Origin of the sequence: Robertmurraya siralis (genome assembly GCF_005502275.1) — a bacterium.
Lineage (GTDB): Bacteria > Bacillota > Bacilli > Bacillales > Cytobacillaceae > Robertmurraya > Robertmurraya siralis.
In genome coordinates, this window is the sequence record NZ_SWLZ01000007.1 from 112,894 (window position 1) to 127,532 (window position 14,639).

Annotated in this window: 14 protein-coding genes; 9 read left to right on the forward strand and 5 right to left on the reverse strand. The window is 37.4% G+C overall.

The window, feature by feature from the left end:
• Positions 1-97 precede the first annotated feature (97 nt).
• Positions 98-1,033, forward strand: coding sequence for a metallophosphoesterase (locus FCJ93_RS11250; RefSeq protein ID WP_137743712.1), 936 nt, complete (start codon positions 98-100; stop codon positions 1,031-1,033).
• Positions 1,034-1,241: 208 nt separating this feature from the next.
• On the opposite strand, the gene FCJ93_RS11255 is transcribed toward FCJ93_RS11250, so the two are convergent.
• The gene (locus tag FCJ93_RS11255) at positions 1,242-1,628 is read right to left on the reverse strand and encodes a hypothetical protein (RefSeq protein WP_095314326.1); all 387 of its coding nucleotides are present in this window, start codon (positions 1,626-1,628) and stop codon (positions 1,242-1,244) included.
• Between the two features lie 549 nt (positions 1,629-2,177).
• Here FCJ93_RS11255 and yugI point away from each other — a divergent pair.
• Positions 2,178-2,567 carry a S1 domain-containing post-transcriptional regulator GSP13 gene (gene yugI / locus FCJ93_RS11260; protein ID WP_095314328.1) on the forward strand — a complete coding sequence of 130 codons (390 nt, stop codon included), beginning with the start codon at positions 2,178-2,180 and terminating at the stop codon, positions 2,565-2,567.
• A 129-nt stretch (positions 2,568-2,696) separates the two neighbouring features.
• Here the strand turns inward: yugI and FCJ93_RS11265 are convergent, their stop codons facing one another.
• Positions 2,697-4,073, reverse strand: coding sequence for a sigma-54 interaction domain-containing protein (locus FCJ93_RS11265; protein ID WP_137743713.1), 1,377 nt, complete (start codon positions 4,071-4,073; stop codon positions 2,697-2,699).
• Between the two features lie 199 nt (positions 4,074-4,272).
• On the opposite strand from FCJ93_RS11265, the gene FCJ93_RS11270 reads away from it, so the two are divergent.
• The 4 genes from FCJ93_RS11270 to FCJ93_RS11285 all read left to right on the forward strand — a co-directional run bounded on the left by FCJ93_RS11270 (position 4,273) and on the right by FCJ93_RS11285 (position 8,798).
• The gene (locus FCJ93_RS11270) at positions 4,273-5,472 is read left to right on the forward strand and encodes an ornithine--oxo-acid transaminase (protein ID WP_137743714.1); all 1,200 of its coding nucleotides are present in this window, start codon (positions 4,273-4,275) and stop codon (positions 5,470-5,472) included.
• Positions 5,473-5,677: 205 nt separating this feature from the next.
• Positions 5,678-6,841 carry an iron-containing alcohol dehydrogenase gene (locus FCJ93_RS11275; RefSeq protein WP_137743715.1) on the forward strand — a complete coding sequence of 388 codons (1,164 nt, stop codon included), beginning with the start codon at positions 5,678-5,680 and terminating at the stop codon, positions 6,839-6,841.
• A gap of 130 nt (positions 6,842-6,971) precedes the next feature.
• Positions 6,972-8,318 carry a glucose-6-phosphate isomerase gene (locus FCJ93_RS11280; RefSeq protein ID WP_137743716.1) on the forward strand — a complete coding sequence of 449 codons (1,347 nt, stop codon included), beginning with the start codon at positions 6,972-6,974 and terminating at the stop codon, positions 8,316-8,318.
• Between the two features lie 81 nt (positions 8,319-8,399).
• Positions 8,400-8,798: a YugN-like family protein gene (locus FCJ93_RS11285; protein ID WP_137743717.1), complete on the forward strand. Its 399-nt coding sequence runs from the start codon at positions 8,400-8,402 to the stop codon at positions 8,796-8,798.
• Positions 8,799-8,800: 2 nt separating this feature from the next.
• Here the strand turns inward: FCJ93_RS11285 and FCJ93_RS11290 are convergent, their stop codons facing one another.
• Positions 8,801-9,796 (reverse strand): potassium channel family protein, encoded by a 996-nt coding sequence (locus tag FCJ93_RS11290; RefSeq protein WP_095314339.1) that lies wholly within the window; start codon positions 9,794-9,796, stop codon positions 8,801-8,803.
• 114 nt (positions 9,797-9,910) lie between these two features.
• Entirely contained in the window at positions 9,911-10,444 is a 534-nt protein-coding gene (locus tag FCJ93_RS11295) for a YceI family protein (protein WP_095314341.1), read from the reverse strand.
• 155 nt (positions 10,445-10,599) lie between these two features.
• Between FCJ93_RS11295 and FCJ93_RS11300 the strand changes: the two genes are divergently transcribed.
• Positions 10,600-10,884, forward strand: a complete 285-nt coding sequence (locus tag FCJ93_RS11300) for a sigma-G-dependent sporulation-specific acid-soluble spore protein CsgA (RefSeq protein ID WP_235879452.1) — start codon at positions 10,600-10,602, stop codon at positions 10,882-10,884.
• Between the two features lie 274 nt (positions 10,885-11,158).
• On the opposite strand, the gene FCJ93_RS11305 is transcribed toward FCJ93_RS11300, so the two are convergent.
• Positions 11,159-11,926, reverse strand: a complete 768-nt coding sequence (locus tag FCJ93_RS11305; protein ID WP_095314345.1) for a TraR/DksA C4-type zinc finger protein — start codon at positions 11,924-11,926, stop codon at positions 11,159-11,161.
• A gap of 693 nt (positions 11,927-12,619) precedes the next feature.
• Between FCJ93_RS11305 and FCJ93_RS11310 the strand changes: the two genes are divergently transcribed.
• Positions 12,620-13,591 (forward strand): ABC transporter ATP-binding protein, encoded by a 972-nt coding sequence (locus FCJ93_RS11310; protein ID WP_095314347.1) that lies wholly within the window; start codon positions 12,620-12,622, stop codon positions 13,589-13,591.
• Between the two features lie 12 nt (positions 13,592-13,603).
• Positions 13,604-14,611 (forward strand): ABC transporter ATP-binding protein, encoded by a 1,008-nt coding sequence (locus FCJ93_RS11315; RefSeq protein WP_095314349.1) that lies wholly within the window; start codon positions 13,604-13,606, stop codon positions 14,609-14,611.
• The last annotated feature ends 28 nt before the right edge of the window (positions 14,612-14,639 follow it).

Below are 14,639 nucleotides of genomic sequence, written 5' to 3' on the forward strand. Positions count from 1 at the left end.
GCCTTCGTTTTAAAATGCTGTTGATATTAGGTAAAAAACAGCGCTTTTGCAGTTATTGATAAAAAGTCGAGATGAAACAAAGGAGCATCTGTATTTTATGAAAACTTTGCTCAGGAAAAAATTATGGGCCATGATGATCATCTTGATGATCATGTGCGGATATATAATTTGGGAAAACAATCGGATTGTTGTTGTAGAGGAGTCCATTCCTATTCGAGAGCTTCCTGAAGACTTGGAAGGTTTCACAATTGTGCAAATAACAGATTTACATGAAAAAGTCTTTGGAAAAGAACAGAGTAAGCTGATAAATATGATTAATTCCATCAACTATGACGCGATTGTGTTTACCGGAGATATGCTTGTTTCACCAGAAAGCAACAATTATGCTCCGTTTTATACTTTGATTGAAGGAATAAGAAAGAAGAATATTGCCTATTTCGTACCAGGAAATACGGACCCACAAAGCTTTATCATTGGGGAAAAGGAAGTATATGAAAGAGACCGTTTTATTAAGGGAATGGAAGAGCGCGGTATAAAATTGTTAGACACAATTGAAAAAGTGAAAGTCGGTTCCTCCAACTTATATTTTACCTATTTTGAAAATTCCATCGCGTTATTAGAGCAGAGTGAGCAGGATAAAAAGCTCGATCCCTACATTGAGAGGTTGCTGATGTTAGAGCAGTATTTCGATTCAGAAGTGCTCATCGCCTTAAATCATTACCCCATCCCTGACGACAGAATCGATCTCTTAAAAGAAGAGGAACGTTTGTGGGCATATGATTTATTGATAGCTGGTCATTATCATGGAGGGCAGATTCGCCTGCCGTACATTGGTGCTGTGTTTATCCCCGAGCCTTATTATTTGTGGGACGGTTTTTTTCCACCTCAGGATCGGGTCAAGGGCTTGTGGAACTATAATGGAATTCAACAATATGTTAGTACAGGTTTAGGTAGCAGTGATGCAATTTCGTTTTTGAATTTTCGATTTTACAATCCACCGGAAGTAAATGTGCTCACATTAAAGAAAAAATAATCAAATACTGATGTCAGTTTATAGGTTAGTCAATTTCATGAATGTGCACTTCAAGTCTGTTTTTTCTATCCGTTTGCAGTACAAAGGACTTGAAGTCATTACTCTCTTGAATGTTCAACAATCGTATTGTTCGTCTTTAAGATGGCTGAGCATGTTTTGAAAAAAAAGCACCAACCAATAGGTTGGCGCATTAAGTATGCAAAATTAATTAATCTGCTCTCTCTTCTTCTAATTCTTCAATTATCTCGTGTTCCCCCAGATAAATAGGGCCGTTTGCATGGTCGATTCTAATCGGCCATTCATATGGAACGGCTAGCCGTTTTGCTACACCTCTCCAAAATTGACTTGATTCTGTTTCGAATTCCTGAAAATCTCTTAATAATTCTCGATATGAAGCACCTTCAAAATGGATATTCATGTCCTGCAATCTAATAAAAGCCATGTGTTTTATTTCAAGTTCAGCTGCTTTTTCCATTTCCTCTTCTGTAGCCTCACCAATAATGGTACCTGGTGGAGGTAAGATTGTATAAATATTATCTAGCTCCATTTCCGCTTCTTGTATGGCATTTATTTTATTTCGAATCCGTTTAAGCATATATTCATCTCCTATTTGTTATCATCTACTACTAAGTATATTGTCTATACTCGGACAATTCGATACGTTACTCCGTTTGTTAGATAAGTTTATCATAAATTTTCTTATCGTGTTTCTTTAATTTACAGATTTATTTTTTGCTAAGCTTTCTTATATGCCAGCGTTGATGAGTTTTATCAATAATATTGTTCAAAGTGTAAGGGTGGGATTATAAGATGTTTAAGAAATAATAAAATGAATGGATATTAAAATAGCATTGAGAGAACATGAAATAAAAGTTAATTAAAATCTTACAGTTACAGTTTTCCCTTTTTTGAAAAAAAAACTATGTTATGATATAATTTTATATTGCGTATAAAGTGATATCAATCTTAGGAAGTAATCATCATTTATATAAGAAGGACAAGTAGAATATGTGGACGGAATATTTGTCTCGTTTATGATTACTAAGGTTGGTTGTACTCTAAGGCAAATTCCCTAAAATTATAGGGTTATCGCCTATAGAGTAGGGTAAAGTATAAAAATATATCATAACTTAGGAGTGTTTACATGACTGAAAAGATTGAAGTAGGAAGTGTTGTTACTGGAAAGGTAACGGGAATCCAGCCGTACGGAGCGTTTGTTGCAATTGATGAAAATACACAAGGACTAGTTCATATATCTGAAGTTACTCACGGTTTTGTTAAAGATATTAACGAGCATTTAAAAGTAGGAGATGAAGTTTCTGTAAAAGTACTTTCCATTGACGAAGAAGCAGGAAAGATTGGTTTATCCATCCGTGCTACTCAAGAGGCTCCGGCTCAAACGGAAGCACCGAAGGAGAAAAGAGCACCTCGTCGTCGCCAAGCAGCTGCAGCATTCAAGCAAGAGGAAGCACCGCAAGGCTTCAATACTCTTAAAGATAAACTTCAAGAGTGGATCGAACAATCTCAACGTTAAATTTGTACAAAAGAACTGACTGTAAAGTCTAAGTCCAATTCAAAAAAGCGAGCGAAGATGAATAGCCATTTCATCCTCACTTGCTTTTTTTTGTCCATTAGTAGTTTAAATCGGCGTAATCTTGTATGTTTAGCTCCCGCTTTTTATTTTTCGCAATCTGTACTGGAGATTTTGTCGACTCATTCCCAGTGTTTTTGCTGTTTGTGAAATATTCCCATTGTGTTGTGCTAACGCCCTTTTTAAAAAAGAACGTTCGGCGTCGTGTAAAAATTGCTCGAGGGTGATTCCTTTCTGTAATGTGTTTAAGTCTGCTGAATAGGTGACAGCATCCTTTCTAAAGGGAGGCTTGTAACGGATATGGTTTGGAAGATGGGAGACTGTTAGCATCTGTTCCTCATGCACAAGATTCATGGCTCCTTCAATGAGATGCTCAAGTTCACGAACATTTCCAGGCCAATCGTATTCAAGAAAATGATCTAATAATGCTTTATCAATCCCAGTGATATTCATCCCAAACAAATGATTATATTTCTGGATGAAGAATTGTATAAGTTCTGGAATATCGCCTTTTCTTTCCCGCAGAGGGGGAATAAATAAGGACACAACACTGAGGCGATAAAATAAATCCTTTCTCATCCGGCCATTTGTGATTGCATCAATCGGGTCTTCGTTAATGGTGGCAATAATCCGAACATCAACCGGCCGATCTTTTGTATCACCGATTCTTCTGACTTTCTTTTCTTGAATGACTCTCAATAGCTTTGCTTGCAATGAGAGATCAAGCGAGTTAATTTCATCTAATAATAAGGTGCCACCTTCCGCTTGCTCAAACAGTCCAGGTCGTTCAACCGCACCTGTAAATGCGCCTTTTCTTGTACCGAATAATATAGCTTCCATTAAGGTTTCAGGAATCGCAGCGCAGTTTTGTGTAATCAGTGGACGTGATGCCCGAATGCTGCCTTGATGAATACTTTGAGCAAAGAGCTCCTTGCCTGTACCGGTTTCGCCGATGATAAGGATAGTTGAATTTGTTCGTGTTGCTCTTTTGCTGGACTCAATTACATCGGTGAATGCTTTATCAGAACCAATTAAGCTTTCAAAGGTAATTTTTGCTTCGCCTTTATTGAAAATATGATCCTGCAGTAACTTTTCAATTTTCGTTACATCTCTTGCAATTTCCATGGCACCGATTAAAGTCTCGCCCTTCATAATCGGATATGAATTATTAATGGTTGTGATTTCCTGTCCTTTATTATTAAAATAAGATTGTCTAATATTGGTAATTTTTTTCTTGTGTTGTAACACTTTTAGCAAAGTGCTTTCTCCGTTTTGATGGAAGGAGAAGACTTCTTGAAGCCTTTTCTCGATTACATCTTCAATTTTCATCCCTTCGATTTCACTCATTTTCTTATTGTATATAATTGTTTTACCGTTTGAATCAATAACATGTACTCCTATATCGATTGAGTCGAGAACGGTTTCATATATTTCATAGTTCTGGTCCATTTTTCTTCCTCCCTCCCAGCAATTCTTTTTCTTCATTTTATCTACTGCAAATAAATTTTGCAAAATTGAATATTGTAGCAAAAAAAATTTGCGTGCAAAATAACCAAATAGTCTCCATCGTAAGGATATTATAATGGCATAAAACTTGCATTAGATTAAGATAGTATTTATAAATGATAATAAAAAGGAGTGTTCATTCATGATCGTCGGAGACAAGTCCAAAGCGATAATCGAAAAAACAGATAAATACGGTGCAAATAATTATCATCCCCTTCCAATCGTTGTTTCAAAGGCTGAAGGAGTATGGGTTGAAGATCCTGAGGGGAATAAGTATATGGATATGCTCAGTGCCTATTCTGCTGTTAATCAGGGGCATCGCCATCCAGAAATTATTCAAGCATTAAAAGAACAAGCTGATAGGGTCACGCTCACTTCTCGTGCATTTCATAATGATCAGCTTGGACCTTGGTACGAATTGGTGTGTCAGCTAACAAAGAAGGAAATGGCTTTGCCGATGAACACGGGGGCAGAAGCAGTAGAAACGGCGGTGAAAGCAGCGCGACGTTGGGCGTATGATGTGAAAGGTGTTGTCGAAAATGAAGCAGAGATCATTGCCTGTATCGGCAATTTCCATGGAAGAACGATGACTGCTGTTTCCTTGTCCTCAGAGGATGAATATAAGCGCGGTTTCGGTCCAATGCTTCCGGGAATCAAGCTCATCCCATACGGAGATTTAGAGGCTTTGAAAAACGCCATTACGAGCAATACTGCTGCTTTTCTAATTGAGCCTATACAAGGGGAAGCTGGGATTGTCATTCCGCCCGAAGGCTTTTTGAAAAAGGCATATGAACTTTGTAAAGAAAATGAAGTCCTTTTTATTGCTGATGAAATTCAAGCTGGACTTGCCCGCTCAGGAAAAATGTTTGCTTGTGAATGGGAAGATGTACAGCCGGATATGTATATTTTAGGAAAGGCGCTGGGAGGAGGCGTTTTTCCAATCTCTTGTGTCGTCGCTGATAGAGATATTCTTGGTGTATTCAATCCAGGCTCCCACGGCTCGACATTTGGCGGAAATCCGATGGCTTGCGCTGTCTCCATTGCTTCTTTAAATGTTCTTGTCAAAGAAAACCTGGCTGAAAGATCGTTAAAGCTGGGTGAATATTTTAAAAGTAAGCTAAAGGAAATCGAGAATCCAATTATTAAAGAAGTACGTGGAAGAGGATTGTTCATTGGAGTGGAGCTTCATGAGGAAGCTCGTCCTTATTGTGAGAAATTAAAGGATGAAGGCTTATTATGTAAGGAAACGCATGATACTGTCATCCGCTTTGCTCCACCTTTAGTCATCAGCGAGGAAGACTTGGATTGGGCGATTGAACGTATTACGAAAGTGTTAAGTTAAGGAAGTAGAATAAAAACGGGAATATTTGTGAAAAATCCTTGCAAGGAGTATGCAAGGATTTTTTGCATATCATTTTTTGGGTGGAATGTACTTCATTAAACGTCTGTATGTTTGAACATTCTCCTCCTTGAATTTTAAACACAAATTTTTGCATTACCTACTAAGATGGAAGATAATATTATTGATAACGAAAGGAGACATGAACATGCAAAATTTTACATATTGGAACCCAACAAAGCTTATATTTGGTAAGGGTCAGCTTGTACAGTTGAAAGAGGAAGTTCCAAAATACGGTAGAAAAGTGTTGCTTATTTATGGAGGTGGCAGCATTAAAAAAAGCGGACTTTACGCTCAAGTCATAAACTTACTTCAAGAAATTAAAGCAGATATTTTTGAGCTTTCTGGTGTTGAACCGAATCCGCGCATCTCTACAGTTAGAAAAGGGGTAGACATTTGTAAATCAGAAGGAATCGAATTTATTTTAGCTGTCGGTGGTGGAAGTGTAATTGATTGTACGAAGGCGATAGCAGCCGGTGCGAAATACGATGGTGATGCGTGGGAGCTGGTGACGAAAAAGGCTGTTGCTCATGAAGCTCTTCCATTTGGAACAGTTTTAACCCTTGCGGCAACTGGTTCGGAAATGAATTCGGGTTCTGTTATTACAAATTGGGAGACGAACGAGAAATATGGCTGGGGAAGCGCAGTAACTTTTCCGACATTTTCAATATTAGATCCTGTTCATACGTATACGGTTCCAAAGGAGCAAACGATATATGGAATTGTTGATATGATGTCTCATGTATTTGAACATTATTTCCATCTACAAGAAAACACGTTATTGCAGGATAGAATGTGCGAATCTTTATTGATTACTGTAATGGAGACGGCTCCACAGCTTTTAGCTGATCTTGAAAATTATGATTTGCGCGCAACGATTTTATATAACGGGACAATGGCGCTGAACGGCATGCTGTCAATGGGTTATCAAGGAGATTGGGCAACGCATAATATTGAGCATGCAGTTTCCGCTGTTTATGATATTCCTCATGGGGGAGGGCTTGCAATCCTTTTTCCAAATTGGATGAAGCATAATTTAAAGGTAAAGCCAGAACGCTTTAAGCAGCTTGCTGTTCGCGTATTCGGAGTAGATCCAGAAGGGAAGAGCGCTGAAGAAGCTGGTCTAGAAGGTATTGAGAAGCTGCGTCAGTTCTGGAATAGCATTGGAGCTCCTTCTCGATTAGCTGATTATGATATTGATGACAGCAAACTAGAATTAATGGCGGACAAGGCGATGATCAACGGTGAATTTGGTCGCTTTAAGAAGCTCAATCGCGATGATGTTTTAGCCATTTACCGCGCTTCATTATAAAAGCTTGCTATATAATAAGGAAGAAAAGTGAAAAAACAGCTCAAAATGAAGTGTTTTTCTCACCATTTCTTGCTAACCGCGCGCGCTTTCGTTAAAGTATATATGAATATGTTAAAGATGGAGGACAACTATGGCACAAGTTCGTTTTGATTATTCCAAAGCACTAAGTTTTTTTGGAGAACATGAAATTACATACTTAAGAGATCTAGTAAAGGTGGCTCACCATTCTTTGCATGAAAAAACAGGAGCTGGTCATGATTTCTTAGGTTGGATTGATCTTCCTGTTGACTATGATAAGGAAGAATTTGCCCGCATTAAAAAATCTGCTGCTAAAATTAAGGCGGATTCAGATGTTTTACTTGTTATTGGCATTGGAGGTTCTTATTTAGGGGCAAGAGCGGCAATCGATATGCTCAAGCATAGTTTTTATAATGTCCTTGATAAAGAAAAGCGTCAAACACCGCAAATTATTTTTGTCGGTAACAACATCAGCTCTACTTATATGAGAGATGTTATGGATCTATTAGATGGAAAAGATTTTTCGATTAATGTCATTTCAAAATCTGGAACAACAACAGAGCCTGCGATTGCATTTCGTATTTTCCGTAAATTACTTGAAGAAAAATATGGAATTGATGAAGCAAGAAAACGTATTTATGCAACAACTGATAAAGCGCGTGGAGCCTTAAAAACGCTGGCTGCAGAAGAAGGCTATGAATCCTTTGTTATTCCAGATGATGTAGGAGGGCGTTATTCAGTATTAACTGCGGTCGGGCTACTTCCAATTGCAGTAAGTGGAGCCGATATTGATGCCATGATGAAAGGTGCTGCAGATGCCCGTGAAGAATATAGTTCATCTGAGCTTGAAAGTAATCAAGCGTATCAATATGCGGCAGTGCGTAATCTTCTTTATAACAAAGGAAAAACAATTGAAATGCTGATCAATTATGAGCCTTCGCTACAATATTTTTCAGAATGGTGGAAGCAATTGTTCGGCGAGAGCGAAGGGAAAGATCAAAAGGGAATTTTCCCATCATCAGCTAATTTCTCAACAGATTTACATTCACTAGGCCAATACGTTCAAGAAGGTCGACGTGATCTGTTTGAAACGATTATCAAAGTTGAAGAGCCTCGTCATGAGCTTACGATTGAGGAAGCGGAAAGCGATTTAGATGGACTCAACTATCTTGCTGGAAAAACAGTTGATTTTGTAAATAATAAAGCATTCGAAGGGACATTGCTTGCCCATACCGATGGCGGCGTTCCAAATCTAACGGTAACAATTCCAAAGCTTGACGAGTATTCATTCGGATACCTTGCTTACTTTTTTGAGAAAGCATGTGCCATGAGCGGCTATTTATTAGGGGTGAACCCTTTTGATCAACCTGGCGTTGAAGCCTATAAGGTAAATATGTTTGCTTTATTAGGTAAACCTGGCTTTGAGGAAAAGAAAGAAGAGCTTGAGAAACGATTATAAACAATAAAAAGGAAAAAATTAACAAAATAAACGAAATCCCCCTTGGAGAAACTAAGAAAAAGTTTCGAAGGGGGATTTTTTATGATCGAGGTGCCTTCGAGTATTGAAGGAAAAGAATACCACCTAGACGATTTGGAACGGCTGCTTAAACCAATCGGCTACTCGATAGGAGGGAACTGGGATTACGATCATGGCTTTTTTGATTATAAGATGGATGATAAGGAAGGTTATCAGTTTTTACGAGTACCGTTTCAAGTTGTTGAAGGGCAGTTAGATTCTTCCGTTTGTACGGTCAAATTAGGAAGACCCTTTTTACTTTCTCATCAATATGAAGGTGGAATTGATGAAGAAGCGGAGGTCGGCAATATTACCGCCACAATTAATCAATTCCAATCTCCAGAAAATAAGGATGCTCTATTTCCGAGACAGTTCCTTGAAATGGGGCAATTCCTCGTTTCAGAGCTTGAAAGCATACTGTAAATTTATGAAGTGGCCGAAATGACCAAAAGAATATCATTTTCTTTAAGAATAAAAGGATGGGGAGGATTAATGATTGTTTCTCCCCCTCTTTTAACCCCGAATAAAAGAGAACCGTCTTTAAGCAACTTTTCATTTGTTTCAATGAAGTTTTTTCCGATAAAAGCAGTTGGCGATTGAAAAACAAAACGACTGCCGTTAAATTGTTCAAGCAACATCATGAGAGCATCGACTTTTTCGCTGGAATGAAGACAGCTTGTCATGACAGTACTCGTGATTAAATTGGTTTTAATCAATTCATCTGCCCCCGCACGAAGTGCGTTAACTGCTTGTTCAGAGGTTAATATTTCAGCTACTGTGTAGACAGTTGGATTCAAGCCTTTTATGGCTAATAAGGTTAAAATTGTATCCATATCTGCTTGAAGTTCATCTTTACTTTGATCTGCTGTAATGAGAACTTTTTTCGCATTATATATATTTGCCTTTTTCAGAATTTGATCACTATTTGCCCTTCCTTTAATAAAATGAACATGGTAATCAGAAAATGGATTGGATTGAAGTGTTTGGTCGATTAAAACAATTAAACCGCTCTTTCCACTATGTAAAAGCTTTTCAATGATTGTTTTTGAGCGTTCATTCCAACCGATAATCATTTTATGATCTTTTCCTTTAAACATTATTTTTCCCTCGATATAGTCATTTTGCTGCTTTACAGTAGATGATGCCAACGTAACAAAATAGGAAGATACAAACCCTACACCTAATAAAATTAGTAAAATTCCTATTATTTTTCCTAAAATCGTTTTTGGTACAAAATCTCCATAACCTACTGTTGAAGCGGTAATGATTGCCCACCAAATTCCATCAAAAAGAGTTGTGAATGTTTCAGGCTCTAATAAATAGGCAAACAAGCCGAAGGTGAGGAGGACGAATATAGCAATAAAAAGAAGACGTAAAAAGAAAGGCATCCTAATAAAGTGCGAAAAAAAATTATGTGACATAAATTTTTTCATCCCCAAAACTTTGTGATTTCATCTTTAGTTTGACCATTTTTTTCCAATGATAAACAAACAAAAAACTGTAGATCGCTGAATGATCTACAGTTTCGCTTGCTTTTATTCACTTTTTGCTGCTTGCAGGTCTAATGAAATTTTGATTTTATCTCCTACAAGAACACCGCCAGTTTCAAGTGCAGCGTTCCATGTAAGCCCAAATTCACTACGATTAATGCTGCCTTCTACAGCAAAACCGACTTTTTCATTTCCCCATGGATCTTTACCAGTTCCTCCGTAAGTGACTGTAAACGTTTGTGGCTTTGTTGTCTCTTTAATCGTTAAGTCACCAGTTACATCATATTCTCCATCATCTGTCTTTGTAATCGACGTAGCCTTGAAAGTCATTTTTGGAAAGTTTTCTACATCAAAGAAATCAGCTGAACGAAGGTGTGCATCACGATCATTATTGCGTGTATCAACACTAGCTGTATTGATTGTAAATTCGATGGATGCAGTTGTTAAGTCAGCTGGATCGGCCTCAATTGAAGCATCGAATTCATTAAAGGAACCTTTTACGTTTGCAAACATCATATGTTTTACTGAAAAGTCTACACTGCTATGTGCAGTGTCTAATGCCCATTTTGTTTTTGTCATTGATAAATCTCTCCCTTTTTTTATTATCTCAAATTAATTTATCTCAAATTCAAGATATTTTAACTTAAGATAAATTATATAAGCGAACAACATGATTGTCAATAATAAGAAATAAAAAAACCGATGATTTCATCCGAGAAGGAGCATTCTAATTAGTGAAGAGAGATTGCGAAAGGAATGATATATGTATGAATCAATCGCTCGGCTATTTAAAGGAAATTCTCTCAAATTACACAGATCGCTCTGATCTTTGTAAAGAAATCTATGCCATGATAAAGCGAAATGATTTTATATCGGAAGAATCCTTTGTTCAGGAGCTTACAAGTGAACAAATTGACTATTTAAATAAAATTTTGCCAGATGAAATAAATCATGCGAGAGAAGTAAACGATTCAAAAAGAGTCGAACAATTAAATGAAATATTTGAATTGCTCTATTAATGGAGCTTGCTCTGTCCGAATGGGTGCAAGATTTGGCCATTCACCAAGAGTATTATGCGTTTATTGTCCGAATAGAGGAAGCATCCGGACAAACAAACAGTTTATCAAGCATGTACGGTTCGAATAGATATCTTCCATTCGGGCTCTCCTGTTAATTTCCCTATTTTCTCCTTTCTCGAATAATAGTCGAAAAAATCAAGTAAAGACGTATATACCTCTTTTTTTCGATTACAAGGAAAGGTGTAAAAGTAATAAACATAAAAACGGGACAATGTTACTTGTCCCGTTTTTCACTATCCTCAACATAAGGTTCATGTTCATAGGCAGGCAAATCTCCAAATGATGTCATGATGCCTTCTTCGTCTAGCATTTCTTCGTAGCGCTCATGCTGCGGATTTGGATAAACAGTGATATTTTTGCCTTCTATATCATTGCCGACAAAATTCTCATAGTCTTCAACATAGCCGATGTTCTCTTCAGACTCAACATAAACATCATTATAATGATCTTCCACTTTGACAAAATCGGATGGTGTTTCAGAAGTTCCCCAGCTCTCTACCTCTTGCCACGCATCTTCAGCATCGAATGCGACGGTTTCATCTTGTTCATCCATGTCAAACTTGCCGAATGGTGGCATCAAAACGCCTTCTTCAATGGGGCGCTCATGGGAGGTAATTTGGTCAGGTGAATGCTCGATGCAATAGGTGGTGGTTGGTAATGCTTCCAAACGCTGCAGGGCAATTTCCTTTCCGCAAATTTCACACCTGCCGTATGTACCATGCTCGATTGCTTGAAGTGCCTTCGAAATGTCGCTTAATTCATTTCGGTAATGCTCACTAAGTGCGATATCTTTTTCTCGTTCATACAGTTCAGAGCCTTCATCAGCGGGATGATTATCGTAACTAGAAAGTTCGCCAACCGATTCATGATAATGTCCGTCGCGTAAATTAAGGTGGTCATTTGCCTCGTATCTATTTTCGAGATCCTTTTTTTGCCGTTCCAATTGCGATTTAAATGTTAAAAGCTGTTCATTTGATAGCATTTATAAGCAACCCTTTCACTTGCAGATCTATTTTCATCTTAGTATGATTCAATTCATTCATGTTCATACAAAAGATGAAGAAGCGAATAAAAATACAATAATAACTAGCGGGGTATCAATCGTATAAAAGAGAGAATTTGTAAGATGATCTGACAAGGAAAATTAATGGTTCGAAAAAAAGTTTACAGAAAAATGAAATGAATTTTCATAAATATTAATGAATAATTAGTTAATATGATGTTTGCAAGGGAGAATAAAGATAAACGTAAAAATTATTAGAAATTAAAGAAATGAAATTGAGATTATATGTAAATTAACCATTTTTCGTATTTTTTACTATTGTAAGAAAACTTTTGCAATGCTGTAAAAATTAATTATTCCGAAAAATAAAATAATAAAAATTCCTTCGTCGCCCGAAATTTAATCGAAAATTACAATTACTTTCATTTTTCCCTATATTGCAAAAATTAAAACGTGATAGTATACTTTTGCTAATCATTGCTATTCAGTTATTTTTTCTCCCTCTTTTTGAGGTGAAATTAGTGCAAAAGTCTTGTAGCAAGTAGAGGAAACCTAAAGATAAAGAATGATTGTACTTGCTTTTGTTCTCACCGAACGACATTGCGAAGGTTTAATCGATACAAATAATCCAAAGCTAAATAACCGAGAAGATATTAAGTTGAGGTGCAGTTAATGACACAAAAAACGTTATTGGATGTTAAAGGGCTAAAGACTTATTTTTATTTAGAAGGAAAAAGAGTTGCAAAAGCAGTAGATGGTGTTAACTTTTCTGTAAATTCAGGTGAGACTGTTGCCCTTGTTGGTGAATCGGGGAGTGGCAAGAGTATAACTTCTCTCTCCATTATGAAATTGATTGGAAAGCCAGGAAAAATAGAAGAGGGACAAATTTTATTTGATGGTAAAGATTTGGTGAATTTTACGGATAAACAAATGACGCAGGTTCGTGGCAGGGAGATTGGGATGATCTTTCAAGAGCCAATGACTGCGTTAAACCCCGTTTTTACAATTGGCAATCAAATAACTGAAACGCTTATAAGACATAAGAAGGTGTCAAAAGCGGAGGCAGATAAAAAGGCGATTGACTTATTAAAGCTTGTTGGATTTCCTCGAGCGGAAGAGACAATGAAGGAATACCCGCATCAGCTTTCTGGAGGAATGAGGCAACGGGCAATGATCGCTATTGCGATCTCATGTGATCCTAAGCTTTTGATTGCTGACGAGCCAACAACTGCTCTTGATGTAACGATACAAGCGCAAATTCTCGACATTATGGATGCGATGAAGAAGAAATTTAATATGGCTGTATTGCTTATAACTCACGATTTAGGGGTGGTTGCTGAGTATGCGGATCGGGTCATGGTCATGTACGGAGGACAAATCGTAGAGCAAACTACGGTGGAAAACCTTTTCTTAAATCCGAAGCATCCATATACAAATGGTTTGCTTGAAAGTTTGCCAAGCCTTGAAAAAGAGGTTGATAGATTAGGTGCGATTAAAGGAATGGTACCGGCTGCGCATGAGTTTCCGGCTGGCTGCAGATTTTCTGATCGTTGCCCACATGTGATGGATAAGTGTAGAGCGGCAAATCCTGAACTAGTAACTGTTGAGTCGGGTCATAATGTCCGATGCTATCTGTATGAATAAGGGGGCTAACTGGTGTCAGTAATAGAAAAGGAACTAAAAATAGAGACAAAAAATGATTTTATAGTAGAAGCAAAAAATTTAAAAAAATACTTTCCGATTAAAGGCGGGGTTCTCAAACGGACAGTTGGACATGTCAAAGCAGTCGATGATATTACTTTAAGTATTATACGAGGCGAAACTTTAGGGGTTGTTGGAGAATCGGGTTCAGGGAAATCGACATTAGGTCGTGTAATTCTTCGGTTGATGGAACCAACCGAAGGTCAAATTTTGTTTGAAAATGAAGATATTTCTCGATTGTCGAACCGGCAGCTACGTCCGTTTAGAAAGGATATGCAAATTGTATTTCAGGATCCGTTTGCGTCCCTTAATCCAAAGATGAATGTTCAAGAACTAATTGAAGAACCGCTTTTAGTACAAACATCTTTAAATAAGAACGAGAGAAGAGAAAAAGCGATTAGCCTTTTAGAGAAGGTAGGTTTAAGACCCGACTCTCGCTTAAAATATCCCCATGAGTTTTCAGGAGGTCAAAGGCAAAGAATTAGCATTGCTAGAGCGCTGGCATTAAATCCAAAGTTTATTATATGCGATGAACCAGTTTCAGCTTTAGACGTATCGATTCAGGCTCAAGTATTAAATTTAATGGCTGATCTACAAGATGAGTTTAATTTAACCTATTTATTTATTGCTCATGATTTAAGTGTCGTTAAACATATCAGTGATCGGGTAGCGGTTATGTATCTTGGGAGAATAGCAGAAATAGCACCTAAGAAAAATCTCTATGAAACTCCCTTACATCCATATACAGAGGCTTTATTATCAGCAGTTCCTTCAACGGATGTGCTCAATAAGCGTGAAAAAATTATTTTGAAAGGTGATCTTCCAAGTCCTTCTAATCCTCCATCCGGTTGCGCATTTAGAACGCGATGTCCTAAGGCACATGAAAGATGTGCTCTTGAGCGGCCAGAACTAATTAATGTAAGTGAAGGACACTATGTTGCTTGCCATTTGTATGAACAGTAGTTTTAATCGCTTTTTCCATATAAGGAGG

Bases quoted from the DNA above. Each gene is read 5' to 3' on its own strand.
- FCJ93_RS11265 (WP_137743713.1), bottom strand. From the start codon at position 4,073: ATGGACCAGAACTATGAAATATATGAAACCGTTCTCGACTCAATCGAT.
- FCJ93_RS11285 (WP_137743717.1), top strand. From the start codon at position 8,400: ATGATCGAGGTGCCTTCGAGTATTGAAGGAAAAGAATACCACCTAGAC.
- FCJ93_RS11295 (WP_095314341.1), bottom strand. From the start codon at position 10,444: ATGACAAAAACAAAATGGGCATTAGACACTGCACATAGCAGTGTAGAC.
- FCJ93_RS11255 (WP_095314326.1), bottom strand. From the start codon at position 1,628: ATGCTTAAACGGATTCGAAATAAAATAAATGCCATACAAGAAGCGGAA.
- FCJ93_RS11280 (WP_137743716.1), top strand. From the start codon at position 6,972: ATGGCACAAGTTCGTTTTGATTATTCCAAAGCACTAAGTTTTTTTGGA.
- FCJ93_RS11305 (WP_095314345.1), bottom strand. From the start codon at position 11,926: ATGCTATCAAATGAACAGCTTTTAACATTTAAATCGCAATTGGAACGG.
- FCJ93_RS11275 (WP_137743715.1), top strand. From the start codon at position 5,678: ATGCAAAATTTTACATATTGGAACCCAACAAAGCTTATATTTGGTAAG.
- FCJ93_RS11250 (WP_137743712.1), top strand. From the start codon at position 98: ATGAAAACTTTGCTCAGGAAAAAATTATGGGCCATGATGATCATCTTG.
- FCJ93_RS11270 (WP_137743714.1), top strand. From the start codon at position 4,273: ATGATCGTCGGAGACAAGTCCAAAGCGATAATCGAAAAAACAGATAAA.
- yugI (WP_095314328.1), top strand. From the start codon at position 2,178: ATGACTGAAAAGATTGAAGTAGGAAGTGTTGTTACTGGAAAGGTAACG.
- FCJ93_RS11290 (WP_095314339.1), bottom strand. From the start codon at position 9,796: ATGTCACATAATTTTTTTTCGCACTTTATTAGGATGCCTTTCTTTTTA.
- FCJ93_RS11310 (WP_095314347.1), top strand. From the start codon at position 12,620: ATGACACAAAAAACGTTATTGGATGTTAAAGGGCTAAAGACTTATTTT.